This window comes from Ruegeria sp. H3 (assembly GCF_056533095.1).
The window spans coordinates 1-24389 of the sequence record NZ_JBQFOD010000011.1; the positions used below are offsets into that span (position 1 = coordinate 1).

At 57.4% G+C, this 24389-nt stretch carries 22 protein-coding genes, 1 tRNA gene and 1 riboswitch; of the genes, 11 read left to right on the forward strand and 12 right to left on the reverse strand.

What is annotated here, in order from left to right:
- The first annotated feature begins 85 nt into the window (after nt 1-85).
- A tRNA-Met gene (locus tag ACR0JE_RS13530) sits at nt 86-162 on the forward strand.
- Between the two features lie 206 nt (nt 163-368).
- Here ACR0JE_RS13530 and ACR0JE_RS13535 read toward each other — a convergent pair.
- Nucleotides 369-1436 carry a hypothetical protein gene (locus ACR0JE_RS13535; protein ID WP_480864524.1) on the reverse strand — a complete coding sequence of 356 codons (1068 nt, stop codon included), beginning with the start codon at nt 1434-1436 and terminating at the stop codon, nt 369-371.
- Entirely contained in the window at nt 1436-2320 is an 885-nt protein-coding gene (locus ACR0JE_RS13540) for a hypothetical protein (RefSeq protein ID WP_480864525.1), read from the reverse strand. The genes ACR0JE_RS13535 and ACR0JE_RS13540 overlap by 1 nt, the downstream gene beginning before the upstream one ends.
- A gap of 264 nt (nt 2321-2584) precedes the next feature.
- Here ACR0JE_RS13540 and ACR0JE_RS13545 point away from each other — a divergent pair, with 264 nt between their 5' ends.
- Complete coding sequence (locus ACR0JE_RS13545) at nt 2585-3691, forward strand: saccharopine dehydrogenase family protein (protein WP_480864526.1); 1107 nt, start codon at nt 2585-2587, stop codon at nt 3689-3691.
- An 18-nt stretch (nt 3692-3709) separates the two neighbouring features.
- A complete protein-coding gene (amaB, locus tag ACR0JE_RS13550; RefSeq protein ID WP_480551553.1) occupies nt 3710-5206 on the forward strand; it encodes an L-piperidine-6-carboxylate dehydrogenase in 1497 nt (498 codons plus the stop codon).
- A 36-nt stretch (nt 5207-5242) separates the two neighbouring features.
- Here amaB and ACR0JE_RS13555 read toward each other — a convergent pair whose 3' ends face one another.
- Entirely contained in the window at nt 5243-6820 is a 1578-nt protein-coding gene (locus ACR0JE_RS13555; RefSeq protein ID WP_480864527.1) for a DUF5928 domain-containing protein, read from the reverse strand.
- Nucleotides 6821-6961: 141 nt separating this feature from the next.
- Between ACR0JE_RS13555 and ACR0JE_RS13560 the strand changes: the two genes are divergently transcribed.
- A complete protein-coding gene (locus ACR0JE_RS13560; RefSeq protein ID WP_480864529.1) occupies nt 6962-7780 on the forward strand; it encodes a sulfotransferase family protein in 819 nt (272 codons plus the stop codon).
- Between the two features lie 127 nt (nt 7781-7907).
- Here ACR0JE_RS13560 and ACR0JE_RS13565 read toward each other — a convergent pair whose 3' ends face one another.
- Nucleotides 7908-8321, reverse strand: a complete 414-nt coding sequence (locus ACR0JE_RS13565) for a MarR family winged helix-turn-helix transcriptional regulator (protein WP_480864530.1) — start codon at nt 8319-8321, stop codon at nt 7908-7910.
- 86 nt (nt 8322-8407) lie between these two features.
- On the opposite strand from ACR0JE_RS13565, the gene ACR0JE_RS13570 reads away from it, so the two are divergent.
- A complete protein-coding gene (locus tag ACR0JE_RS13570) occupies nt 8408-8851 on the forward strand; it encodes a hypothetical protein (protein WP_480864531.1) in 444 nt (147 codons plus the stop codon).
- A gap of 122 nt (nt 8852-8973) precedes the next feature.
- Here the strand turns inward: ACR0JE_RS13570 and ilvD are convergent, their stop codons facing one another.
- Complete coding sequence (gene ilvD, locus ACR0JE_RS13575) at nt 8974-10806, reverse strand: dihydroxy-acid dehydratase (protein WP_480545250.1); 1833 nt, start codon at nt 10804-10806, stop codon at nt 8974-8976.
- A gap of 106 nt (nt 10807-10912) precedes the next feature.
- Here ilvD and ACR0JE_RS13580 point away from each other — a divergent pair, with 106 nt between their 5' ends.
- Both ACR0JE_RS13580 and ACR0JE_RS13585 read left to right on the forward strand, forming a co-directional pair.
- Nucleotides 10913-11473: a helix-turn-helix domain-containing protein gene (locus ACR0JE_RS13580; protein ID WP_480864532.1), complete on the forward strand. Its 561-nt coding sequence runs from the start codon at nt 10913-10915 to the stop codon at nt 11471-11473.
- The gene (locus tag ACR0JE_RS13585) at nt 11473-11742 is read left to right on the forward strand and encodes a CBU_0592 family membrane protein (protein ID WP_480864533.1); all 270 of its coding nucleotides are present in this window, start codon (nt 11473-11475) and stop codon (nt 11740-11742) included. The genes ACR0JE_RS13580 and ACR0JE_RS13585 overlap by 1 nt, the downstream gene beginning before the upstream one ends.
- Before the next feature lie 15 nt (nt 11743-11757).
- On the opposite strand, the gene ACR0JE_RS13590 is transcribed toward ACR0JE_RS13585, so the two are convergent.
- Complete coding sequence (locus tag ACR0JE_RS13590) at nt 11758-12435, reverse strand: energy-coupling factor ABC transporter permease (RefSeq protein WP_480864534.1); 678 nt, start codon at nt 12433-12435, stop codon at nt 11758-11760.
- 55 nt (nt 12436-12490) lie between these two features.
- Nucleotides 12491-12704, reverse strand: a riboswitch (cobalamin riboswitch).
- Nucleotides 12705-12847: 143 nt separating this feature from the next.
- Here ACR0JE_RS13590 and sseA point away from each other — a divergent pair.
- A complete protein-coding gene (gene sseA, locus ACR0JE_RS13595) occupies nt 12848-13702 on the forward strand; it encodes a 3-mercaptopyruvate sulfurtransferase (protein ID WP_480864535.1) in 855 nt (284 codons plus the stop codon).
- A complete protein-coding gene (locus tag ACR0JE_RS13600) occupies nt 13702-14886 on the forward strand; it encodes an amino acid aminotransferase (RefSeq protein ID WP_480864536.1) in 1185 nt (394 codons plus the stop codon). The genes sseA and ACR0JE_RS13600 overlap by 1 nt, the downstream gene beginning before the upstream one ends.
- 68 nt (nt 14887-14954) lie before the next feature.
- Here the strand turns inward: ACR0JE_RS13600 and ACR0JE_RS13605 are convergent, their stop codons facing one another.
- On the reverse strand, nt 14955-16265 hold the full coding sequence (locus tag ACR0JE_RS13605; protein ID WP_480551399.1) for an ammonium transporter: 1311 nt from the start codon (nt 16263-16265) through the stop codon (nt 14955-14957).
- Between the two features lie 33 nt (nt 16266-16298).
- Nucleotides 16299-16637, reverse strand: coding sequence for a P-II family nitrogen regulator (locus ACR0JE_RS13610; RefSeq protein ID WP_480500528.1), 339 nt, complete (start codon nt 16635-16637; stop codon nt 16299-16301).
- A gap of 259 nt (nt 16638-16896) precedes the next feature.
- Here ACR0JE_RS13610 and ACR0JE_RS13615 point away from each other — a divergent pair, with 259 nt between their 5' ends.
- Nucleotides 16897-19080 (forward strand): transglycosylase domain-containing protein, encoded by a 2184-nt coding sequence (locus ACR0JE_RS13615; protein ID WP_480545243.1) that lies wholly within the window; start codon nt 16897-16899, stop codon nt 19078-19080.
- 50 nt (nt 19081-19130) lie between these two features.
- Here ACR0JE_RS13615 and leuB read toward each other — a convergent pair whose 3' ends face one another.
- Both leuB and ACR0JE_RS13625 read right to left on the reverse strand, forming a co-directional pair.
- The gene (leuB, locus tag ACR0JE_RS13620; protein ID WP_480828142.1) at nt 19131-20234 is read right to left on the reverse strand and encodes a 3-isopropylmalate dehydrogenase; all 1104 of its coding nucleotides are present in this window, start codon (nt 20232-20234) and stop codon (nt 19131-19133) included.
- A 130-nt stretch (nt 20235-20364) separates the two neighbouring features.
- Nucleotides 20365-21258 carry a LysR family transcriptional regulator gene (locus ACR0JE_RS13625; protein WP_480864538.1) on the reverse strand — a complete coding sequence of 298 codons (894 nt, stop codon included), beginning with the start codon at nt 21256-21258 and terminating at the stop codon, nt 20365-20367.
- 83 nt (nt 21259-21341) lie between these two features.
- Here ACR0JE_RS13625 and ACR0JE_RS13630 point away from each other — a divergent pair, with 83 nt between their 5' ends.
- Nucleotides 21342-22268: a Rossmann-fold NAD(P)-binding domain-containing protein gene (locus ACR0JE_RS13630; RefSeq protein WP_480864539.1), complete on the forward strand. Its 927-nt coding sequence runs from the start codon at nt 21342-21344 to the stop codon at nt 22266-22268.
- Here the strand turns inward: ACR0JE_RS13630 and ACR0JE_RS13635 are convergent.
- Together ACR0JE_RS13635 and ACR0JE_RS13640 are read right to left on the reverse strand one after the other, a co-directional pair.
- On the reverse strand, nt 22232-23260 hold the full coding sequence (locus ACR0JE_RS13635) for an endonuclease/exonuclease/phosphatase family protein (RefSeq protein ID WP_480864540.1): 1029 nt from the start codon (nt 23258-23260) through the stop codon (nt 22232-22234). The two genes, ACR0JE_RS13630 and ACR0JE_RS13635, sit on opposite strands and share 37 nt — an antisense overlap.
- Nucleotides 23257-24087 (reverse strand): hypothetical protein, encoded by an 831-nt coding sequence (locus tag ACR0JE_RS13640; protein ID WP_480545238.1) that lies wholly within the window; start codon nt 24085-24087, stop codon nt 23257-23259. The genes ACR0JE_RS13635 and ACR0JE_RS13640 overlap by 4 nt, the downstream gene beginning before the upstream one ends.
- Nucleotides 24088-24389 lie beyond the last annotated feature (302 nt).

Here is a 24389-nt window from a genome sequence, read left to right on the forward strand (position 1 = left end):
AACACTACCCGGTCTCAAGTAGCCGAATAGGCGGTAGACCAACGCAAGGCCTCAAGTAGCGTAAGCGATAGGCCAACAAAAGTGTCGCGGGGTGGAGCAGTCCGGTAGCTCGTCAGGCTCATAACCTGAAGGTCAGAGGTTCAAATCCTCTCCCCGCAACCAAAATCCAAACAGCCACGTCGAGCCACAAACAGTCCACTGGACTGTTTGCTTAACGATCAAACCTCGTCAGGCTCATAACCTGAAGGTCGCAGGTTCAAATCCTGCTCCCGCAACCAAAATCCAAACAGCCACGTCGAGCCACAAACAGTCCACTGGACTGTTTGCATCGAAATCAAGTATTTTGACCGCTCGACTACTCAGAAAAATTACTCGAAAACCAACAACCCCCCCGCAGGCACAGTGGTGCTGTTGATGACATCATCTGTTTCGGTCACGTAGCCGCTCAGGAATTCCTCGTCTCGGAGCCCGACGGCCCATTCAATTGTTTCTTCGGACCCGGCCATCTCTTGCGCCAGTTTTCCGACCAGAACCATTGTGTCAAAGGAGCTGATCAGCCGTTCGGAAAACACAAACAACGTTTGTATTGATCCGCCGTCATTCAGACGCGCGAGAACGGCCCGTTTGGCCGGCCTTAGCGACAGACCCGAGATACCGGGTTGCGGTGGCGTTTCGCCTTCAAGGGTTTTTTCGAAAAATGTCGGTCCAATCTGGATTGCAGCCGCGCAGTCCTGCGCAACCAGATCGTTGATCGGATGGCTGATGCTGCGTTTGCGGGTGGTTGAGCCCGGTGTTTCAAATTGCTCCAGACTGTGCAGGTCCAAGGGGCCTTCGTCGCGGATACACAGAACATGTTTTGCCTCGAATTCAAGAAAGCCGGTCACCATTCCATCTTGGCGGGTTTTGAACAGGCCGAGGGGCCGGAGACCAAAATTTTCTTCGCTCCAGAACGGGCCGCTGACCACCAGTCTTGGCACGGCGTCATGGTCGAAATACCCGAGATTCTCCATGAAGAACCTGATGCTTGGGTCAATCTGAAATTCCGTGCCGGTTTCGTAGTCAGCGAAATACTGACCCTCCAGGAAATAGCGCTGTGATTTCGGGTCATCTCTGGCCAAACGGGTCAGGCTGTCCCTGATATGGACAATGCTGGCCTGCGCCTCGTCCTCGACGGCGACCACAACAAGTTCACCCAGATAGCCGGGGTAGTCGATATATTTGATTTTATTGCCGGAATAGGTGGTCGCCTCGAAGCCGACGGTGTTGAACTCATAGTAAATGACAACCGGTTCAAAAGGGACCAGGGATTCCGTGAATGTAAGCTCAAGGGAGTCCCGGCGCATTTCGTATTGGCAGAGCAGATCGCAACCGGCGCTGAGCTCGGCCGCACAAAGCGTGGAAACTGTCAGCACTATGTTTTTGGTAAAATTCAGCATTACAGACCAGTCCTGTCCTTGATCCACTCTAAAGCGTCAAACTTGTCGAACTTCTCGAAAACATCCCTCACAAAGATCAAAGCGTCAAAACGGCAAGTCGCCAGAGTGCCCTCGGCCATGGCGTTGATGATGTCTTCCCGGTTCTCGTTTTCGATCACAAGCGCCAGCTCGTGTTTGCGGTGCACATAGTCGGAATCGGTGCTTTTGATGCTGACGAAATTATCCAGCAGCGTCTGATCGATATGTTGCCAGCCCGTGGGCGGTAGACGAATGCCGTCCTCTTGGATCGAGCGTGTGTTGATCTTGATGTCAAACGCCACCTCGCTTGGGAAAGGCGTACCGTCTTCACCGTAACACACCAGCCGGTAGTCCAGCGTGACCTGCGCCTTTTCCGAGGCTGAGAAATTCACCGAGTGTACTTTGGAGGACCGCAGCTTGCCACGTTGCGCCATGATATCCTGCCAGTCTTCATCTTCGATATGGTTGCGCAGGGCGCTTAGATCCACGAGCGGTTTGGTCAGCAGCGCAAAAGGGGTGATGGTCTGCAGAACGGCGGCGACATCCCCTTCAGCAGAGGTCTGCATCCGGCGGGCGATATTCTCCAACAGGTCCCTTTGTGCGACGACAAAGTCGAACTGGTAAACAAATACGGTGTCCTCGCTAAGGGACAGGCCGCTGATCATTTCGTCCAGATAGTTTTCAATCCGATAAATCCCCAGCGCCCATTTCAGGGGGATCGTGATGATTGCGGTGCACACCACGATAAGCACCAGCCCGATCAGGCGGGATATCCATTTTACGGTTTCATCGCCAATTGCGCTTTTCATGCGGGCCGTGGTTTTGGCCGCAACGCCTGCGTTTGGATCAGTCTTTGAATCGGACATTTTTCCGCCCGTTGGTAAGTTTTCTAAAAAAATCAATTCTGAGAGGGTAGCACACTTCGCCCGCATACAGAAATTGCACTTGGTTCCCCGCGTTTGGTGGATGGTTTTCCGAGCTGCGGCTTGCGAGGGTGTGCTGAATTCTGTCAAAATGTCAAAGCTTTCGTATAAATGACGAAAATCACCTTAATTTCGTCAACTCCACCACTGCAAAATGAACAGGTCCCGCGCCACTCTTGATGGAAAACCATAAAGAGGAGGCACGCTATGTCCTGGAATGTCTGTGTCGTAGGGGCTGGCAAGATCGGGCAGATGATCGCCACGCTGTTGAAGGGATCGCCGAACTACGCCCTAACGGTTGCGGATTACGATCTGAAAGCTTTGGGCGAGGTTGCGCAGTCGGGCGTGGCGACCAAACAGATCGATGGGACGGACTTGGATGGATTGACCGAGGGGTTACACGACTTTGATGCGGTAGTCTCGGCAGCCCCGTTCTTTTTGACCCCAACCATTGCCAAAGCGGCCCAGCAGGCGGGCGCGCATTACTTTGACTTGACCGAGGATGTCGCGGCAACCAACGCGGTGCGCGATCTGGCCCAAGGCAGTCAAACCGCTTTCATGCCGCAATGCGGGCTGGCCCCCGGCTTTGTCGGCATCGCAGGCGCATCGCTGGCCGCGGAATTCGACGAAATCGATAGCTTGCACATGCGGGTCGGGGCCTTGCCGCTCTACCCGACCAACGGTTTGAAATACAATCTTACATGGTCCACGGACGGGCTGATCAACGAATATTGCAATCCCTGCGATGCCATCGTGAATGGCGAACGCGTCAAGACCGCGCCGCTGGAAGACTATGAGGTGCTGGGTCATGACGGCGTGGAATACGAATGCTTCAATACCTCTGGCGGCTTGGGCACCTTGCCAGAAACGCTGGAAGGCAAGGCGCGCGCAGTTTCCTATCGATCGATCCGCTATCCCGGTCATTGTGACATTCTGAAACTTCTATTGCATGATCTGCGGCTGGACCGTCGCCGTGACTTGCTAAAAGAGATCTTTGAATCCGCCCTGCCGCGCACCGATCAGGATGTGGTGCTGGTCTATTGCACCGCCAAGGGCATGATCGGCGGGACGCTGCGCGAGAAATCCCTGATCAACAAAAGCTTTGCCCGCGAGATCAACGGACAGGTCTGGAGCGCCATTCAAGTCACAACAGCCGCAGGTGTTCTGGGCGTCGTCGATCTGATGCGGACTGGCGTTCTTCCGTCGACCGGGTTTGTCCGGCAAGAACAGGTGAACCTGTCCGATTTCCTGAACACCGAGTTTGGCCGGCTCTACCGGGCGGGCGATGTAACCCCACAGAACAAGGCGGCCTGAGATATGAAAGACGTTGTGATGACTGCAGAAACCACTCTGGCAAACCTCGACCTGACTGCTGCTGAGTTGACAGGCGGCACGCTGACCGTGCGATCCCCGATTGACGGGCGCGTTCTGGCCGAGGTGCACGAAACCCGGGCCTCCGAGATGGAGACCATCTTTGCCAATGCCAAAACCGCGTTCAAAGCGTGGCGCACCGTGCCAGCCCCGCGCCGGGGTGAGTTGATCCGCCTGTTGGGCGAAGAACTGCGCGCCGCCAAGGATGATTTGGGCGCTCTGGTCAGTTGGGAGGCGGGCAAGATCACCTCCGAGGGTTTGGGCGAAGTGCAGGAGATGATTGATATCTGCGACTTTGCCGTTGGCCTGTCGCGGCAGCTATATGGCCTGACGATTGCCTCGGAACGTCCCGGTCACCGGATGATGGAAACCTGGCATCCGGCTGGTCCCGTCGGGGTGATCTCGGCCTTCAACTTCCCGGTGGCCGTCTGGTCGTGGAATGCAGCGATTGCACTGGTTTGCGGCGATCCTGTGATCTGGAAACCGTCCGAGAAATCCCCGCTGACCGCGATGGCCTGTCAGAAGATATTCGAACGCGCGCTGGCCCAGTTCGGCGACGCGCCCGACAACCTGCTGCAAACCCTGATCGGTGGGGCCAACTTGGGTGAGGCGCTTGTCTCCAGCGAAGATGTGCCGGTGATCTCAGCGACTGGTTCGACCCGTATGGGCCGTGCTGTTGCGCCCATCGTCGCGGCGCGGTTTGGCAAGTGCATTCTGGAACTTGGCGGCAATAATGCGATGATCGTAGGCCCCTCGGCTGATCTGGAGATGGCGGTGCGGGCGATTGTGTTCTCGGCGGTTGGAACCGCGGGGCAGAGATGCACAACGCTACGCCGGTTGATCGTGCATAACTCGATCAAAGATGAACTGATAGCGCGTCTCAAGAAGGCCTATGCGGGTTTGCCCATCGGTGATCCGCTGGCTGAAGGCACTTTGGTCGGTCCCTTGGTGGACGAGGCTTCTGGCGCTGCGATGACCGCCGCGCTCCAGGCGGCCGAGGCCGAGGGCGGTACGGTCTTTGGCGGGCAACGTGTCACCGAAGGCGTGCCAAGTGGCGTCTATATGGAACCCGCCATTGTCGAGATGCCGGGTCAGACGGTGACGGTAAAGACCGAGACCTTTGCGCCAATCCTTTATGTCATGGGATATGAAGCGTTCGATGAGGCGTTGGAGTTGCAGAATGATGTCCCGCAGGGCCTGTCTTCCTGCGTGTTTACCCTGAACATGCGCGAGGCAGAGCAGTTCCTGACCGCAGCCGGATCGGATTGCGGCATCGCCAACGTCAATATCGGGCCATCCGGGGCCGAGATTGGCGGTGCGTTCGGGGGCGAAAAGGAAACCGGCGGCGGGCGCGAAAGCGGATCAGACGCCTGGAAAGCCTATATGCGTCGCCAGACCAATACTGTAAATTACTCGGCAGAGTTGCCTCTGGCGCAGGGTGTGAAATTCGACATCTGACTGATCGCCCCGGCGGTGCAGCGGCATTGCCGGAGCTTAGTCCGAGAACAGATAGTCCAGCTGCATAATGGATTGCGCCTTATCGGACCCGACGCCAAGGAACTGCGCAATCGCTGCCTCGTTCTCGGCTCGATCCGCGCTTTCGCGCAGGCGCAGATACCCATCCAGCCCGGCCTGGCGGATTTGTTCGGATTCGTAGGCCAGATCATTCCGTATCGTCGGCAATAGGCGCGAAACTGTTTGGTCTGGGCTGTTCTGACCCGCCAGTCCCACGCGCCTTGCATGGCCGATCAGATAGTCATCGGAATAGTCGCATTCGATCTCCAGCACATGTGTTTGCGCTGCATCGCTGCAGAAATCCTGAATAACGTCCAGATTGGCCGGGTCCAGGCACAGAACCAACTGGTTCGATCCGAAGTGTTCGAACAGCATTCGCACAACCGCGCGCCGGTGGCGCGAGCGTTTGTTCAGCGTCGTTTCAATCCCACCCAAATCAGGCAAAGGGGTGTCCTGTTCGCTGAACAGATACTCGACGCATGGCATGTCCGTCTCTGACGCGATCTGATCGACCAGCCGTTTGGCCACGTGCCATTTTTTGCAAACAACCAGAAATAGCTCTCGCTCAGGGCCTAAGGTATTCCCGGCTTCCCAGAAACGTTGCCCGAACCGGCGACCAACGCGCCCGCGCCCGGTTAGGAAGGCATAGAGATTGCGCCCTTCATCCGAGATCGGGAAGTCGACCCCTGTACTGGCATACAGAGCGCCCAGCCGCTCTTTCAACTCATGCGCTTCGGGGCTGATTTTGCGGGCGAACAGATAGTTCTGACCCAGCAGCAAGTCGAAGTGATCGTTGTAGAACGTCACCGGCATCCCGTAATCTGAGAACATCAGGAATGTTGGTGTGCGGTTCTCGATCTCACCCTTGGGGATCAGATGGCGGACAAGCGTCTGAAAGAACGTCTCATCCGGGATCCAGGTTGTCGAAAAGAAGCGGATCACATCGCGACGTTCTCGTAAGAACTCTTGGATCATCTCAACCGTGCGGCGGCGCAGGCACCACCATTGGCTGCCGATCATGATCTGCAGGTCTTCGGGGATGTCGCGCGTCAGCTTGAAACGTTTTTGCAGCTCGAACGCGGCATAAAAGCGTTTGGATTGGGTACGCTCATTGAAATAGTGACGGTAGATCAGACGGTCTTCTTTCATCCCGGTCTTGATCCAGTTGCTAGCAAAGAAATCGTGGCTTTCGATGAAGTCCATATCGCGATCATCAAGAAAGCGATGCGTGTATTCCGCTGTCTTGATCGCCATACAGTCGCCGGACAGCATATAGAAATGCGTGGCGCGCGGGAATGCATCGACGGCGGCGTTCAGGGCGTTCAGGGTGGCTTGCACCAAAGACCACTCACCCCAGCCGCATTTGATGCGCTTGGCGGCGAAAGTGACATTGGGGTTGTCTTTCAGCGCGCTGCGGATGGTTTCGTAGTCAGCAATCTGGGCGCGTGCGTCGAAATGGATGGCCATACAGTCGCCGGCGGCGGTTAACTGCTCGGCCTGCGCAATGATGGCCTCAGGGTCTTTGTGACACAGCAGGATATAGGCAATCTTTGCCATATGATGTCGCAATTTCCTTTTTTGCCGGACTGCACCCGTGATACTTAGGATGAGCGATTGAATAAACAGAATATTTTTGGTTTTTTGATGTCGAAAGCTGGCATATCAAACTGAGAGCAGGCCAGCATAGGAGGCACGCCAATGGGGTTTCCCGGCACCTGGATGACCGAGAGCGAAAGCATGGTTTACCGTGTGGTGCCGAAATGTGCGTGCTCGACCATTGGTCAGATCATGTATTATTCGGATCATGGGGAATTCTTTGACGGCGATATCCACGACGCGAAGGACGGGATGCACAAATGGGCCTTTGATCAAAGCCAGGGCATGATCGCCACCAATGTGCGCAACCACGGGTCCTATTCTTTTACCTGCGTGCGCAATCCTTACACCCGCATCCTCAGTTCATTCTTCGACAAAATTTGCGGCATTCAGCGCAACGGCAAACGCTATCGGGGTAATCTGGTGCCGACACTGATCTACAACTATGGGATCGAAGTGGGCGGCGATGATGGCAAGGGCGAGTTTGACCAGATTGCCAGCTTCCGCCGGTTCCTGCTGTTTGCGCGCGACACGATCCGTTGGCGCCGCCCGATGGACCCGGATATCCACTGGTCAGCCATGTCGGGGCATGTGTCGACCTTTATCGTGAATGGCGGTCAGTATGATCGGATTTTCTGGACCGAGGCGTTCAATGACGGGATGCAGGGAGTTCTGGACCACGTCGAAACCGCCCATCCGGTGACATTGTCCGACATCCCGCGATTCAACGAATCCGAGGGGCATGGCCCAAAACGCGCGCATCCGGTCGAGGATTATTTCGACGATCTGTCGATGCATCTGGTCTATGAAATCTACAAACAGGACTTCGAGCTGTTCAAATATGATTTCGAAAACCCCGGGAACAAGATGCCCATCGGTGAGATCGATCTGGACGAGGTGCACGCCAAATTGGGCGATTGAGGGGCAATGGGCGCCCCTGGCAAAGATGCATCTGCTTAGAACACGATTTGTACGTCTGTTTCTGCTTCGAGCTCAAGGTGCAAAATGCAGTGATGGCTACGAGCGTCCGCTCCCTTACTGAGCACTCCTAAACGACCTGTGCGAGCAGCGACTGAAGGGTTTTTCGTTCACTCTTTGAAATTGGCTCTAGGATTTCGCCGACAACCTCTGCGACTGTTTGCATTAGTTCCCCAACAATCTCCGATCCTTTGGGCGTCAAAAAGATCAAGCTGACGCGACCATCGTCTGGAGCCACTTCTCGCCGTACAAGCCCTTTGTCTTCCAAAGATCGGACCATACGCGTCATTTGTGATTTGTCACGAGCGACACGTTTTGTGAGTTCATTCATGCTGATCCGCCCGGCATCCGCAAGCGTCATCAGCACAATGCCCCCGCCGGGCCCAACTGCTTCTCTATCAAAGCCGGGCGCGCGTTCCTGTAGTCCAGAATGAATTTTGCGCATCAAGCGGTCTATAAGTAGGGCGAGATCGGTGTCTTGCATTTAGTTGACTAAGTCTACTTATTTGTTTAATGGACAAAATCAACTTAACGAGATGGCCTCTTGGCTTCAATGACAAGGAAGACGACATGACAGCCCCACATACACTGGCTCTCAAAATTGCCGCGGTCCTTTGGATTATTTGGGGATTGGTACATACGCTCGCGGGTGTGATGGTGCTGATGAGTGATGCCACGGGCGGGTTTCAAGCTATTGCCGATGCCGTTGATCCGGTTGCGCTTGAAGCCGACTATCACACAGCAGTGGAAGGCGTACTCAATCAGCATGGATGGAACCTAGGTTGGTTCGGCATCGCGACGATCATCGGCGCAATCTTTATCTGGCGGAAAAACATAACTGCCATTTGGGTAACAGGTATGGTCGGCGGTCTTGCCGATGTCGGCTATCTGCTATTTGTCGATTTTCCCGGCTACGTTAATTTCGTACCGGGGACCATCATGACTATTATTTCAGCGTCAGCGGTTGCATTGAGCTTTTGGGTCTGGTTTTCCGTCAGACGAGTGACTTCCTAAGAAGTTGATGAAATTGAAAGTGGGCGTTTGAGGTCATAGATCTGAAGCCTGCTTCCTCCCACGCTACAGAACAAAAACAGCCCACCAGATGGGTGGGCCGTATTTGTTGAGTGGTTTCCGACTCAAACCTGACGCACGGCCCCTTTGGCGGCGCTGGTGGTCAGTTTGGCATAGGCTTTCAGCGCGGTAGAGACCTTGCGCTTGCGTGGTTCTGCCGGTTCCCAGCCTTTTTCGTCTTGCTCGGCGCGTCGCTGCGCCAGTTCCTCATCCGACACAGCCAGATGGATTGAGCGGTTTGGGATGTCGATCTCGATCGTGTCACCCTGACGGACCAGACCGATCACGCCGCCTTCGGCCGCCTCGGGTGAGACATGGCCGATGGACAGGCCCGATGTACCGCCCGAGAAGCGACCATCGGTTAACAAAGCGCAGGCTTTGCCCAGACCTTTGGATTTCAGATAAGAGGTTGGGTAGAGCATTTCCTGCATCCCCGGCCCACCGCGAGGGCCTTCGTAGCGGATGACGACCACGTCACCCTCTTTCACCTTGCCGGTCAGGATGTCGCTGACCGCCTGATCCTGGCTTTCGCAGACATAGGCCGAGCCGGTGAAGGTCAGGCTACTGGAATCCACACCCGCTGTTTTCACGATACAGCCGTCGCGGGCGATATTGCCGAACAGAACGGCCAGACCGCCATCTTGCGAAAACGCATGTTCCTTGGACCGGATCACACCGCCTTCGCGGTCGGTGTCCAGTTCCTTGTACCGGTTCGACTGGCTGAACGCCTGCGTGGTGCGTACACCGCCCGGGGCTGCCTTGAACAGGTCCTGCGCCGCCGGGTTGTTGGCAACCTTGATGTCCCAATTGGCAATTGCTTCGCCCATGGTCGGCGTGTGAACAGTGCTGCAGTGGTTGTGGAACAACCCAGCGCGGCTGAGTTCACCGAGGATCGAGAAGATGCCACCGGCGCGGTGGACGTCCTCCATATGCACATTCTCGGTGTTCGGTGCGACTTTGCACAGGCACGGCACCTTACGGCTTAACCGGTCCATGTCGGACATGGTGAAATCGACGCCGCCTTCGTGGGCGATTGCCAGCAGATGCAGGACCGTGTTGGTCGATCCACCCATGGCGATATCCAGGCTCATGGCGTTCTCGAACGCATCAAACGTTGCGATCTCGCGTGGTAGGAAGCCTTTTTCGTCCAGATCGTAGTGCCGCTTGGTGATCTCGACGATCCGGCGACCCGCTTCAAGGAACAGCTGTTTGCGGTCCGCATGAGTGGCGAGGGTGGAGCCATTGCCTGGCAGTGCCAAACCCAGTGCCTCGGCCAGACAATTCATTGAGTTCGCCGTGAACATGCCCGAGCACGAGCCGCAAGTGGGGCAGGCGTTTTCCTCGATATGCTGAACCTGCTCGTCGGTGAACCGGTCGTCAGCGGCGGCGACCATGGCATCTACAAGGTCGATCTTCTTGGCATCCAGATCAGCAATGTCGATCTTACCAGCCTCCATCGGCCCGCCCGAGACAAAGATCGCTGGAACGTTCAAACGCATCGCAGCCATCAACATGCCTGGCGTGATCTTATCGCAGTTCGAGATACAGACCATCGCATCGGCGCAATGCGCGTTGACCATGTATTCGACCGAATCCGCGATCACCTCACGCGAGGGTAAGGAATAGAGCATCCCGTCGTGGCCCATGGCGATGCCGTCATCCACCGCGATGGTGTTGAATTCCTTGGCAACACCGCCAGCCTTTTCAACCTCACGCGCGACCATCTGGCCCAAATCCTTCAGGTGGACGTGACCCGGCACGAATTGTGTGAAGGAGTTGACAATGGCGATAATCGGCTTGCCGAAATCATCGTCCTGCATACCGGTGGCACGCCACAGGCCGCGGGCACCGGCCATGTTGCGGCCATGGGTAGAGGTTCTGGATCGGTACATTGGCATGATGCTGTTTCCCTTTTGCCCCGGTTGCGATATGCGGGGAATGTGCGTTATAGCGCACGTACCATATGTGCGCTATAACGCACAAGAGGATTCGAAAGACAACGGCATGGCTCCGGACGACATAACACTGAAACTAAGGGATGTGCGGGCCGCTTCGGGGCTGAGCCTGTCGAAAGTTGCCGAAATCACCGGTGTCAGCAAAGCGATGCTAGGTCAGATCGAACGCGGCGAATCAAGCCCGACGATCGCCACGCTCTGGAAGATTGCCAAAGGATTTCAGCTGCCGCTCAGCGCGTTGATCGACACCGTGAATGGTGATCCGTCGGTTTTTCAAACCGTTACCTTTCCCGGCAGTATCGAGGTCAAGATCGTTTTCCCCTTTGATCCGGCCTTGGGGGCAGAGACATTTCACGTCAACCTCGACCCGAACCAAAGCCATGAGTCCCCTGCCCATGCCGCTGGTGTGACCGAGGAGGTCTTTGTGCTCAGCGGCACGCTGGACATTCTGAAAGGTGAGGCTTGGGTGTCTTTGCAAACGGGGCAGGGACTTCGATTTGCAGCGGATGTCCCGCACGGATATCGCGCAGGTGCTGAAGGGGCGGCGTTTTTGAACATGCATCACTATGCGCAACAGCCGGATGTTCAGGAAAACGGCAAGGTTCATTGATGAGTGAGTTTTTCAACAGTCTGACCATCGTGGACGCCATCGGTTCCTTCGGGGCTCTGATCGTGGTTGCCGCCTATTTCGCGACGCAGATGCGGTATATGAATTCCGAAGATCTGGCGTTTCCCGTGGTGAACCTGCTGGGGTCTGTTTTGATTGTCTATTCGCTGCTTCAGAACTTCAATCTGGCGTCAATGTTGATTGAAGGCTTCTGGATCATCATTAGCGTGATCGGGATTATTCAGCATTTCAGGTTGCGCCGCGAAGGGTAACGCGGCGCAATAGAGTTATGCAGTGTTGTGAAGGCGCGGTGTGAACAGCCCAATCCGGCCCAGATCCCGCATGGATTTTGTTGCGGCCAACACGGCCAAATCAGCCAGTGGTTCTATCAGGATAACCAGGAGGTACGCAGCGCCAAAGCTGACAACGGCGGCGAGGTTTTCTGCACCAAATCCTTGGCCATAAAAGGCCCAGAACGCCACCCAGACGACGACACCGCCCTGATAGGCCGTCGACAGCGCAAGTGCCTGAGAATACTTCAGATCAATATAGGCCGTATTTGGCGCAATGATGCGGTTGGCCAAGGCCTGCAAGGCAAACAATGGTACCAGCAGCGTTGTCATGTTCATCCCGAACTGAGGCAGGTCGAAAGGCGCCAGGAAAAACCCCTGAATAAACAAGCCCGCGATCAGGCCGATGGCGGCAGGGGCCGCACCGAATAACAAAAACAGGGTCGATCCTAGAATAAAATGAACCTCTGACACCCCGACCGGGAAGTGCGGCAACACCTCAAAGAAGGTGAAAACCAGCCCAATGGTCAGGGCTGAGCGAATGGCAAGGCTGGCAAGGCCGCTGCTTTTCAGGCTGTCCCATGCCAGTTTAGCGGCATAGAGCCCTGCGCCAGTTGCGGTGGCGTAGCTCAAGACAAGTTTGGCGCCATTTACGACGCCCGGTTCGATATGCATAGTTTGGTCTCCTTCCCGTCACACCCGACGGCAGAAAGGTTTAAAAATTGGGCTTTCGCCCGGTTTGCACATGGCAGGTCTCCTGACTTGCGGATTGGCTTCGATCCCGGCCTTCCCAACCGATTGCTTCGGTCAGTGGCCATGATGGGGCGAAACTCCGCTTACAGTTGCGGGGGCAGTTCCGGAATTGACAGCTACTGTCGCACCGGATTCCCTTTTCGTTCCTCAGGGGGAATTCCCCTTTGGAAACCATGTCCGGCAGGTGTCTGGCACGGGGTGCCGCCTGTCAAGCAGGCAAACGTGTATGTTTGGAAAAAATTGTCAGCGCGCCGGGGGGTGCAGGCCTTGGCATGGCTTGCACGTTTGTCCGCTCGGATATAGGGAAACTCAGACTCGCTTAGGGGAGGCTTTGATGCAAGACGATCCCAAAACCCTCGTTTCCACCGACTGGCTTGCCGCCCATCTGAAGGACCCGGATCTGCGGATCCTGGATGGATCGTGGTACCTGCCTGCGCAGAACCGCGATGCCAAGGCGGAATATGATGCGGGCCACATCCCCGGCGCGCGCTTCTTCGATATTGATGACATTTCGGACCAACGTTCGGACTTGCCACATATGGCGCCGCCGGTCGAGAAGTTCATGTCACGCCTGCGGGCGATGGGCGTCGGCGATGGTCATCAGGTGGTCGTCTATGACGGGGCCGGGCTGATGTCGGCCGCGCGGGTCTGGTGGCTGTTCCGCCTGATGGGCCAAGAGAACATCGCCGTTCTGGACGGGGGTTTGCCGAAATGGCAGGCCGAAGGGCGAGAGGTTGAAGATCTGCCCCCGGTGATCCGGGATCGGCATATGACCGTTCGGGTGCAGAACCATCTGGTACGCGACGTGACACAAGTGTCTGCGGCCGCCAAACTGGCTGATCATGAGATTATCGATGCCCGTGCTGCCGCCCGTTTCGCCGGAACCGAGGTTGAACCGCGCGAAGGGCTGCGATCTGGCCACATACCAGGGTCGCGCAACGTGCCCTTTGGCAGCCTGTTGAATAGTGATGGTACAATGAAGTCGCCCGATGCGTGCCGCGCCGTGTTTGAGGCCGCAGGCGTGGATCTGACCAAACCGGCGATCACCTCGTGCGGTTCGGGCGTGACCGCTGCAATCCTAAGCCTTGCGCTTGAACGCATGGGCAAAAAAGACCACGCGCTTTATGACGGCTCCTGGGCTGAATGGGGTGCTTTCCCAACCCTGCCCGTCGCAACCGGAGAGACCTGATGTTCGAGAACCTCAAACCGCAGCCCGCCGACAAAATCTTGGCGCTGATGCAGATGTACCGCGAAGACCCGCGCGATCAGAAGATCGACCTGGGTGTTGGTGTCTACAAGAATGCCGAAGGTGTTACCCCGGTTATGCGAGCGGTCAAAGCCGCCGAAAAGCGCATTCTGGAGGAGCAGGAGAGCAAAGCCTATACGGGACTGGCAGGTGATCCGGCCTATGCCGATGCGATGATCGGCCTGATCCTCGGCGACGCAGTACCGCGTGCCAATATTGCCGCCGTTGCGACACCGGGCGGGACGGGTGCCTGTCGTCAGGCGTTCGAGATGATCCGCATGGCCAATCCTGCGGCGCGCGTGTTTGTATCGAACCCGACATGGCCAAACCACCTGTCGATCCTGAGCTACTTGGGTATCGAGGCGGTTCCGTATCGCTATTTCGACGGCGAAACCCGCGGCGTCGATTTCGACGGTATGATCGAGGACCTGAAAACTGCCAAGGCGGGCGACGTGGTTCTGCTGCATGGTTGCTGCCACAACCCAACCGGCGCAAACTTGAACCCCGTGCAGTGGCAAGAGGTGGTGAACCTGATCAACGAGCTTGGGCTGGTTGCCATGATCGACATCGCCTATCAGGGTTTCGGCGACGGTCTTGAGGAAGACGCGCAGGCAACCCGTCTGGTGGCATCGTCGGTCAAGCGCTGCCTGATCGCGGCGTCCTGTTCGAAGAATTTCGGCGTTTACCGTGAACGCACCGGGTTGCTGATGGCGATCAGTGACGATGTGGCGCAGACCGCGCTGAACCAGAGCACGCTGGCCTTCCTGAACCGCCAGAACTACTCGTTTCCGCCGGACCATGGCGCACGGGTCGTGACCACCATCCTGAACGACGACGCCTTGCGCGCAGATTGGGCCGCTGAGCTGGAGGAGGTGCGCCTGTCCATGCTGGGCCTGCGTCAGCAACTGGCGGACGAGTTGCAGCGTCTGACCGGATCAGACCGGTTCGGCTTTGTCGCCCAGCACCGCGGCATGTTCTCGCGCCTCGGCGCGGCCCCTGAACTGGTCGAGCAACTGCGTAACGATCACGGGATCTACATGGTCGGCGACAGCAGGTTGAATATTGCCGGGCTGAACGCGACGACCGTACCGATTCTGGCGCAGGCGATTGTCGACGTCGGCGTCTGAACCCTGTCTCAGGAAAAAGAAAACCCGGGCGCGAACGCCCGGGTTTTTTTGTTCAACTTGGTAAGCTCTTAGCCCTTCGAGAACTCCGGATAGGCTTCCATACCCAGTTCTGCCATGTCGAGGCCGTTGATCTCGTCCTCTTCGCTGACACGGATGCCCATTACCGCTTTCAGGATCGACCATACGATCAGAGCGCCGACGAAGGTGAACACACCGTATGCGACGATACCGGTCAGCTGGGTAATCAGGCTGGCCTCGCCGTAGAAGATCACGGCGATGGTGCCCCAGATGCCTGCGAACAGGTGAACAGGGATGGCACCAACAACGTCGTCGATCTTGAACTTGTCCAGCATCGGAACCGCGAAGACCACGATGATGCCGCCAACTGCACCGATCCATAGCGAGCCGAACAAGGTCGGAGCCAGAGGCTCAGCGGTGATCGAGACCAGACCGGCCAGCGCGCCGTTCAGCACCATGGTCAGGTCAGGCTTCTTGTACAGAACCTGGGTCAGGATCAGGGCAGCAACAGCACCAGATGCGGCAGCCATGTTGGTGTTGGCAAAGATGCGCGACACGTCGGTTACGTCACCCACGGTGCCCATAGCCAGCTGTGAGCCGCCGTTGAAGCCGAACCAACCCAGCCACAGGATAAAAGTACCCAAGGTGGCCAGCGCCAGGTTCGAACCGGGCATCGGGTGAACCTTGCCGTCTTTATACTTGCCGATACGCGGGCCAAGGATCAGACAGCCAGCCAGAGCTGCCCAGCCACCGACAGAGTGCACAACTGTAGAACCAGCGAAATCCGAGAAGCCAGCTTCGGACAGCCAGCCGCCGCCCCACTGCCAGGAGCCAGAGATCGGGTACATGATACCGGTCAGCACGACCACGAAGATCAGGAACGGCCACAGCTTGATCCGTTCGGCCACGGCGCCGGACACGATCGAGGCGGTTGCAGCCACAAAGACCAGCTGGAAGAAGAAGTCCGAACCGATTGAGGCATAGTCCAAAGCAGCCTCGGCCGGGTCAACACCAACTGGATCAAGCACGGTTGGGCCGCCAATGGCAAAGAAACCATTGAAGTCGCCGGGATACATTGTGTTGAAGCCAATCAACCAGTACATGATCGCGGCAATGGAAAACAGTGCCACGTTTTTGGTCATCTGCATGGCGACGTTCTTGGAACGCACCAAACCGCCTTCCAGCATGGCAAAGCCTGCCGCCATGAAGAAGACCAGGAAGCCCGCCATCAGGAACAGCAGGGTGGTAAAGATATACTGGGTGTGCAGCGCGGCTTCGCCGGTGGCAGCCTCTTGTGCCAGACCCATCTGCGGCAGCACGACAAGCGCGGCGGCAGGGATGAGAGATTTCATCAGGTTCATTGTCAGTCCTCGAATTTATGTGAGTGTCGGCGCTCAGAGCGCCTCTTCGTTTGTTTCCCCGGTCCGCACGCGCATGGCCTGCTCGACATCAAGGACGAAAATCTTGCCGTCACCGATCTTGCCGGTCTTGGCGGTGTTGGTGATGGTCTCAACAATCTGGTCGGCCATCGTGGCTGGGACCACGATTTCCAGTTTGATCTTGGGTACGAAGTTCACGGCGTATTCTGCGCCGCGATAGATTTCTGTGTGACCGGATTGTGAGCCGAAGCCCTTGATTTCGGTCACCATCATGCCGCGCACGCCAGCCTGGGTCAGTGCCTCGCGCACCTCCTCGAGCTTGAACGGCTTGATTGTCGCTATGATGAGTTTCACGTCAGTCCCCTCTGCTTCTCCGGTCACACCGGCTTGTTTGCACCTGCAGAAAAAGAGCCTGAGGAGGGGCGTTTAGGAACGATTCCCCGTCGTTAAACGGTTCGAAAATGACGCAAAGTTGCACAATTTTTGCACAAAACTTGCCGAACGGCTAAAAATTAGGCGAATATGAGAGGGAAAATTCCGGAAAATCGGACCTCTACATAGCTATGTCGCCGGGGTATGGTGTGCCAAAAGAATAACCGGGCAGAGTTTGAGCATGACTGAGTCCAAGCGCCGCAAGCCAAGATTGGTCGCGGATAAACGATACCCGTCGAAGGGGCGCAAGCCTTCGACGACCAAGCGGGCTGCGAAACCGGCGGGTAAGAAATCCACCGCCCGAAAGACGGCAACGCGCAAGACGGCTCGAAAGAAGACCCGCAAGCGTTCGGGTGGCAATGGCGGGGGGTTTTTCCGCCGTTTGTTCCGTTGGGTCTGGCGACTGATCTGGGGTGTCACATGGCGCGTGGGCGCTGTTGTCGCGATGCTGATCGCTTTGGCAGTTGGCGTTGTCTATACCTCGTTGCCCGATGCGGATGCCCTGCTGGACGGGCGCGCGCGCGGATCGGTGACCCTGCTGGATCGGGATGGCAAGGTTTTTGCCTGGCGCGGTGATCAGTTTGGCGGGGTGATCACGGCAGATACGGTCTCACCCCATCTGAAAAACGCGGTCATCGCGACCGAGGATAAGCGGTTCTATCGCCATTTCGGCGTCAGCCCGCGCGGCGTTGCCAGCGCGGTGCGTATCAACCTGAGCGAAGGGCGTGGGCCGCTGTCGGGCCATGGCGGGTCGACCATCACTCAACAGACAGCCAAGCTGCTGTGTCTGGGTGTGCCTTATGACCCAACCGAATGGGAGTCCGAGGCTGCGTATGAAGCGGATTGCCGTCAGGGCTCGCTGTGGCGCAAGGGCAAAGAGGCGATCTATGCGCTGGCGATGGAGGTTAAATACTCCAAGGACGAAATCCTGACGATCTATCTGAACCGTGCGTTTCTGGGGGCCGGTGCACGTGGGTTCGAAGCTGCCAGCCAGCGGTATTTTGGCAAATCAGCAGCCGAGGTCTCTCCGGCCGAAGCGGCCATGCTGGCCGGACTGCTGGTCGCACCCACGCGCTATGCCCCCACCAACAGCTTGCAACGATCACAAGATCGCGCCCGGCTTGTGGTCGGTCTAATGGAGGATCAGGGGTATCTATCAGGCGCACAGGCCAGCGAGGCGCGTGCGCGTCCGGCAGAACTATCCGCCGCTGCCGCTGCGCGGGCGGGCGGCTATTTCGCCGATTGGGTCATGGCCAGCGGGCCGGAGTTTTTCACGCGCAACACCACCGAAGATGTGGTGATCCGCACCACACTGGATCAGCGTATCCAGAAATCTGCCGAAGAGGCGCTGCAATACATCTTTCAGGAAAAGGTGCGCGAAGGGTCCAAGGCGCAGGCGGCGATTGTCGTGATGTCAGCGGATGGGGCGGTGCGCGCCATGGTCGGCGGACGTAAAACCCGGGTCTCGGGCGCGTTTAACCGGGCCACTCAGGCACTGCGCCAGACCGGGTCCTCATTCAAGCCCTTTGTTTATGCCACAGCGCTGGAGCTGGGCTATTCACCTTATGCCACCGTGATGGACGAGCCCTATTGCGTCAGCATTCCGGGATCGGGTGAATGGTGCCCAAAGAACTACACGAATAGGTTCTATGGTCGTGTCACGCTGGCGGATGCGTTGAAGAATTCTCTGAACATTCCGGCTGTGAAAGTGGCCGAGGTTGCAGGGCTGGACAATGTGCGGACCGTCGCTAGCGGTTTCGGGATTGCCAGCGATCTGGCACAGGGTCCGGCGCTGGCGCTGGGCGCGTCTGAAAGCACGCTGATCGAGATGACCGGCGCCTATGCAGGCATCCTGAACGGCGGATCATCGGTTGAGCCCTATGGCCTGACCGAGTTGAAGCTGCTGGGCGAGACCGAACCTGTTATGGTGACAACCACCGGCATCGGCGAGCGTGTGATCAATGACAGCGCCGCGAAACAGCTGACCTGGATGATGGAACGTGTTGTGTCCGAAGGCACTGGCGGGCGGGCTAAGCTGCCGGGCTGGCAGGTTGCGGGCAAAACAGGGACAACGCAGGCGGCGCGCGATGCGTGGTTCATCGGATTTACGGCAGACTATGTGGCCGGTGTGTGGATGGGCTATGACGACAACACGCCCTTGTCCGGTGTCACTGGTGGCGGCCTGCCTGCCGAGATTTGGAAAGAGACGATGGTGCGCGTGACCGAAGGGATGACGCCAACACCCTTGCCGATGATCGTGCCGGAACCGCCCGTTCAAGTGGCACAGCCGCAGCCGCGTCGCAGGCAGGGTGGTTTTGCCGAAGACATCAACAACCTGCTGAAGGGTATCTTTGGCGGTAACTAAAAAAGGCGGTGCGCTGGGCACCGCCTTTTGAATTTCAGCTGTGGCAGGACTTAGACGCTTGCGTCCAGTGCCGCCAGAATGGCATCGCCCATTTCCGAGGTCGAAACCGGCTGAACACCCTCATCCGCCAACAGATCACCGGTGCGCACGCCATCGGCCAGAACCTTTTCGATCGCAGCTTCCAGGCGGCCAGCCTCGGCGCCTTGATCAAAGCTGTAGCGCAGCGCCATGGCAAAGCTGAGGATACAGGCGATCGGGTTGGCTTTGCCCTCGCCGGCGATGTCGGGGGCCGAACCATGCACCGGCTCGTACATCGCCTTGGGGCGTCCATTGGCCATCGGTGCACCCAAGCTGGCCGAGGGCAGCATGCCCAAGCTACCAGTCAGCATCGCGGCGCAATCCGACAGGATGTCGCCAAACAGGTTGTCGGTCAGGATCACGTCGAACTGTTTGGGCGCGCGGACCAGCTGCATGGCGCCGTTGTCGGCATACATATGTGACAGCACGACTTCGGGGTAATCGGCGCTTACACGCTCGACCACTTCGCGCCACAGAATTCCCGACTCCATCACATTGGCCTTTTCCATCGAACACAGCTTCTTGTTCCGGCGCATCGCCAGTTCAAAGGCCGAACGCGCGGCGCGCTCGATTTCGGATTCGGTATAGCGCTGAGTGTTGATACCCACGCGCTCGTTGCCTTCCTCGAAAATGCCGCGCGGCTCGCCAAAGTAGACGCCCGAGGTCAGCTCGCGCACGATCATGATGTCCAGACCTGCGACGATGTCTTTCTTCAGCGATGAGAAATCAGCCAGCGCGTCAAAGCATTGTGCCGGGCGCAGGTTGGAATACAGGTCCATTTCCTTGCGCAGGCGCAGCAGACCACGCTCGGGCTTAAGGCTGAAATCCAGATCGTCGTATTTAGGACCGCCGACAGCGCCCAGTAGAACCGCGTCGACCTCTTGCGCTTTGGCCATGGTCTCGTCTGACAATGGCTTGCCATGGGCGTCATAGGCCGCACCGCCGACCAGATCCTCGCTCACGTCGAATTCCAGGCCGCGATTGGTGCCGAACCAGTCGATGATGCGGCGTACTTCGGCCATGACTTCGGGGCCAATTCCGTCTCCGGGCAGGATGAGGAGCGAGGGGTTGGACATGAAGGATCTCCTTGCGTTTGACAGCAAAGGCCCTAGCGTCTGTGCCGCATCGGGTCAATGAGACGAGCGGGCTTAAATGTAGGTTCTATGCGGGAAATCGAGTTTCTGGGTCATCCGCGCAAAGAACTGGTCAGAGAGAGGCCTTCAATCCCTCGGCCAGCAGGTCCCAGACCCGGCGGATTCGGGGTGTTTGTCGCATCGCTTGTGGCGCGGCCAACCAGACAGGAAGCACCGGGATATCAACATCCAGCGGAAGAACTTCGACAAGCGGGTCAGCCTCGGCCACCTGAACCTGGCTAAACCCGATACCACATCCGGCGCGGATCAGCTCCCAATAGGCGCTTTGCAGATCACAGCGAGTAGTAAAGCTTCCTTTGCTGGCGGGCCAACCCTTTTGGCGCATTTTGGTGATGATCTGCTCATTGGCATCGAAGCCAACCAGATCATGATCGAACAGATCCTCGGGTTTTTCTGGCCGCCCTGCACGGTCCAGATACGAGGTGGCGGCACAGAAACACAAAGGAACATCCCCGAGATACCGCGAGACGATATCCATCTGCTCGGGCCGGTACATGCGCACGGCTATGTCGGCCTCGCGATACAACAGGTTTTCGGTCGCATCCGTGGCGACCAGTTCCAGCTGAATGGCAGGTTCTTGGGCGCGGATTTGCGCCAGAATAGGAGGCAGCAGGTGATGTGAGGCAAACACTGATGCTGTGATGCGGACCGAACCTTCCAGCTGTTGCGACTGCCCGGCTGCCGTCAGGCTAAAGGTGCTCATAGCCGAGTGCATTTGCTGCGCCATTGGCAGCAACTGCGTGCCTACCTCGCTCAGCTTAAGCCCGCGCGCATGGCGGTCGAATAGGGATACGCCCAGCTCATCCTCAAGTGCGTGGATCTGGCGCCCCAGCGTCGGCTGGCTACGGTCCAGGCGTCGGGCGGCAGCAGATAAAGATCCGGTTTCGGCCACCGCCAGAAAGCTCTGGATCAGGGACCAGTCGGAATGGGTGATAGATCTGTCCATTCAAAAATGAATACACGTTCTGCGGTTTTCGGCAATTCATTTAAGTATTTGCATGGCTAGATTGATCCGGAAAGGAGCGTGTCATGCAGCAAACTGTGCTTATTCTGGGGGCCAATGGCCGATTTGGCCGCAACGCTAGCCTAGCGTTTCAAGAGGCCGGTTGGTCTGTTCGCACATTCAATCGCAAAGCGGACAGTCTGGAAAAGGCCGCGCAAGGGGTTGACGTGATCGTCAACGCCTGGAACCCGCCTTATACGGATTGGGCGCGATTGGTGCCTGGCTTGCATCGTCAGGTGATCGATGTGGCGGCGCAGGCAGGGGCAACCGTGATCGTACCCGGCAATGTCTATGTCTTCGGTGCAGAGACCCCGGGCCCCTGGTACGGAGGCAGCCCGCATCGGGCTCAAAACCCGCTGGGCCGGATCAGGATCGAGATGGAGGAGGCCTACCGCAGCTCATCCGTCCGGACGATCATCTTGCGCGCGGGCGATTTCATCGACACTTGCGCTTCGGGCAATTGGTTCGATCAGATCATGATCAAAGGTTTGTCCAAGGGTCGTCTGACATATCCCAGCAACCCAGATATCCCGCATGCTTGGGCCTATCTGCCTGATTTGACCCGCACCGCAGTGATGCTGGCCGAGATGCGGCATGAGTTTCCTGGATTCTGCGACGTCCCATTTCCCGGCTACACGCTGACGGGCACCGAGATAGCGCAATCGCTGTCCCGTGTTACCGGGCAGGAGGTTGCGATTGCTAAGATGGAATGGTGGCCCATACAACTGGTACGCCCGTTTTGGCGAATGGCCCCGCACCTGCTTGAGATGCGATACTTGTGGGATCTTCCACACCAGTTGGATGGCACATTCCTGTCAGAACTGATCGAGGATGTACCGCATACCGATTTGGATCAGGCGTTGCGGTCGGCCATCGCGCACAAGAACAGGATCGGGTCTTTGAGTACCGCGAAGTCTCATCGCGCCGTAACGTCCACCCAAACCAGCCGATGACGGCTGGCTTGCTCGGCGCTGTCTCTTTGCTCATCGTCGGGATGCGGCCAGAATATGCCCGCATCCAAAACCTGCAGATCGGCGGATGGTAATACATAGTCTACACGAAGCGCGCCAACCGCTTTCCAATGCACGGTTGCGATCTCGCCCAAAGGAGACTTGGGTTGCGGGTCCTGTAGGCGTTGATCGGAGAGCAATGCGGCGATGGTCTCGGTCCGGCCATCACTGTGTCGCGGGTCGAGATTGGCGTCACCCGCGATGACAAAGGGGGTGCTTGGTGCGGGGCCAAGACTACCGTCCAACAGCACAGACCAGAATCGGATTTCATCCCGGTTGCGCAACCCATTGCGATCTTCGGCGCCGTCAAACACTGGGGGCGTTGCATGGAAGGTCATCAGGTCCAGCCGACCCAGAGGTGTGTTGATCGGTACGATCCAGTGACCGGTTGATGACAAGCGTTGCGCGTCATGCGCTTGCCTTGACGGGTAGGGTTTGCCATCAGATACCGGCAGCTCTGCCCCGGGCAATTGCTGCCACAACAGCGTTTCGAACGTCTGCGCTTCGGCGCTCAGAATTTCAAACTGCGAAAGCACTGCCATCCCGCCATGGCCGGTGAAGAACCCCCAACCCTGCGCGTCTCCGGGGCCGTGTGTTTTGCCATCCCCGTCCAGATCAAGGTCCGTTTCCAGCCCGGAATTTGGCTGAGCTGTGAAGAGATAGGGATAGTCCAACCCGGCCTCGCGCAACGCGCCGGCCAGCGCGGTCAGCGCAAGGGCGTCCATGTCCCAATCGATGCCCTGAAGCGCGACGATATCTGGGCGCGCGGATGTCAGCACATCGACAACGGCCTGAACCTGCGGGTCACCCCTCCGGATGTCGCGCAGCAGAAGTCCAGGGCCCTTGCGGCTGAGCTCGGTATTGTAGGTTGCAATACGCACCACGTCTGCTTGCGCCACGACGGGCAGCAAGAGCAGGATCAGGGCGCGGATCATGCGGCCTGAGCGGTCTCGGATGTTGAATAGGCGCGGCGCTTTTCGACGATCAGCCCGGCAATGCGCATGGTCGCCATGCCTCGCATGATCATGCTGGCGGGCAGGAAGGCCCAGGCGCTCATGGTCCAGATCAGGGTCTGCGGATTGCTCAGCGAGATCGGATTGGCGAAGTTGGTCAGCAGCTTGATCACAGCAGGGATCAGGAAAGGTAGTAGAATGCCGATACAGATATTCAGACGGCCATCGCGCTGAAGGCGATTGACCACGTCTCCGCCTTTGGTGGGGTCAAACAGTGGCAGGTTGGTCCAGACATTGAATGCCCCATTTCCGGTTGGCCAGCCCCTCAGTTTCACCGCATAGGCAAAGCTTGCAATCGTTACCAGCGCCGCAACATAGGCGATGCTTGCGGTTATGCGCACCAGCTCTACCAGCGGCGCGCTGGCATCAGCCGGCAGCATCAGCACGATCAGGCGCACCGGCGAATACGGGAAATCGACCACATTTGCGACTGCCAGACCCACAGAATACGAGAATGTGGTCAGCTGTGTCGGAGCGTAGCCATTCTTACAGATCAACGTCAGGAACGTGACCATCGAGAACAGTCCAACAAACCGCAACCGATTCACCGGTGGGGCGTCGCGAAATTCGATAAAGCTTGGAAAGGCAGAGTTATATTCGGCAAATGTCAGAATAAACGCGAGTATCGCGAGAAAGACCACTATTTCGGTCCCGTTCGTCGATGTTACTGGCAGGTACAACGCGGGGGTCAGCACCATAAGCGCGACCAATATTCCACGTATCGCCGCCCCTGATGTGCGCGCAATCACTATCCGAACCCTTTTTCAAACTGGACCAGCCGGTCTTTGCCAACTTGGTTCCAACTTGTGCCCGCCCGTTTGTTAAAGTGACGGATGCCTCGTTTCCGACACCTTGGACGATAAGCGGCATTCCGCTCAAGCCAGGGTGCAGATAACACGTGATTTCGGGCAAAAAGATGGCGCAACTGGTGCGGGATTGCATCATTTTCGACGCAAATCCGACGTGTATCTCAATTTGATACCTAGATGTTGTGGTTTTGCGATTTTCAACCCCTAAAATGCGAATGAGGTCGCGACTGCGACCCCATAGG

Bases quoted from the DNA above. Each gene is read 5' to 3' on its own strand.
- ACR0JE_RS13535 (WP_480864524.1), bottom strand. From the start codon at position 1,436: ATGCTGAATTTTACCAAAAACATAGTGCTGACAGTTTCCACGCTTTGT.
- ACR0JE_RS13565 (WP_480864530.1), bottom strand. From the start codon at position 8,321: ATGCAAGACACCGATCTCGCCCTACTTATAGACCGCTTGATGCGCAAA.
- ACR0JE_RS13570 (WP_480864531.1), top strand. From the start codon at position 8,408: ATGACAGCCCCACATACACTGGCTCTCAAAATTGCCGCGGTCCTTTGG.
- ilvD (WP_480545250.1), bottom strand. From the start codon at position 10,806: ATGCCAATGTACCGATCCAGAACCTCTACCCATGGCCGCAACATGGCC.
- leuB (WP_480828142.1), bottom strand. From the start codon at position 20,234: ATGTCCAACCCCTCGCTCCTCATCCTGCCCGGAGACGGAATTGGCCCC.
- ACR0JE_RS13615 (WP_480545243.1), top strand. From the start codon at position 16,897: ATGACTGAGTCCAAGCGCCGCAAGCCAAGATTGGTCGCGGATAAACGA.
- ACR0JE_RS13590 (WP_480864534.1), bottom strand. From the start codon at position 12,435: ATGCATATCGAACCGGGCGTCGTAAATGGCGCCAAACTTGTCTTGAGC.
- ACR0JE_RS13580 (WP_480864532.1), top strand. From the start codon at position 10,913: ATGGCTCCGGACGACATAACACTGAAACTAAGGGATGTGCGGGCCGCT.
- ACR0JE_RS13635 (WP_480864540.1), bottom strand. From the start codon at position 23,260: ATGATCCGCGCCCTGATCCTGCTCTTGCTGCCCGTCGTGGCGCAAGCA.
- ACR0JE_RS13560 (WP_480864529.1), top strand. From the start codon at position 6,962: ATGGGGTTTCCCGGCACCTGGATGACCGAGAGCGAAAGCATGGTTTAC.
- ACR0JE_RS13545 (WP_480864526.1), top strand. From the start codon at position 2,585: ATGTCCTGGAATGTCTGTGTCGTAGGGGCTGGCAAGATCGGGCAGATG.
- ACR0JE_RS13585 (WP_480864533.1), top strand. From the start codon at position 11,473: ATGAGTGAGTTTTTCAACAGTCTGACCATCGTGGACGCCATCGGTTCC.
- ACR0JE_RS13555 (WP_480864527.1), bottom strand. From the start codon at position 6,820: ATGGCAAAGATTGCCTATATCCTGCTGTGTCACAAAGACCCTGAGGCC.
- ACR0JE_RS13625 (WP_480864538.1), bottom strand. From the start codon at position 21,258: ATGGACAGATCTATCACCCATTCCGACTGGTCCCTGATCCAGAGCTTT.
- ACR0JE_RS13630 (WP_480864539.1), top strand. From the start codon at position 21,342: ATGCAGCAAACTGTGCTTATTCTGGGGGCCAATGGCCGATTTGGCCGC.
- sseA (WP_480864535.1), top strand. From the start codon at position 12,848: ATGCAAGACGATCCCAAAACCCTCGTTTCCACCGACTGGCTTGCCGCC.
- ACR0JE_RS13605 (WP_480551399.1), bottom strand. From the start codon at position 16,265: ATGAACCTGATGAAATCTCTCATCCCTGCCGCCGCGCTTGTCGTGCTG.
- ACR0JE_RS13600 (WP_480864536.1), top strand. From the start codon at position 13,702: ATGTTCGAGAACCTCAAACCGCAGCCCGCCGACAAAATCTTGGCGCTG.
- ACR0JE_RS13540 (WP_480864525.1), bottom strand. From the start codon at position 2,320: ATGTCCGATTCAAAGACTGATCCAAACGCAGGCGTTGCGGCCAAAACC.
- amaB (WP_480551553.1), top strand. From the start codon at position 3,710: ATGACTGCAGAAACCACTCTGGCAAACCTCGACCTGACTGCTGCTGAG.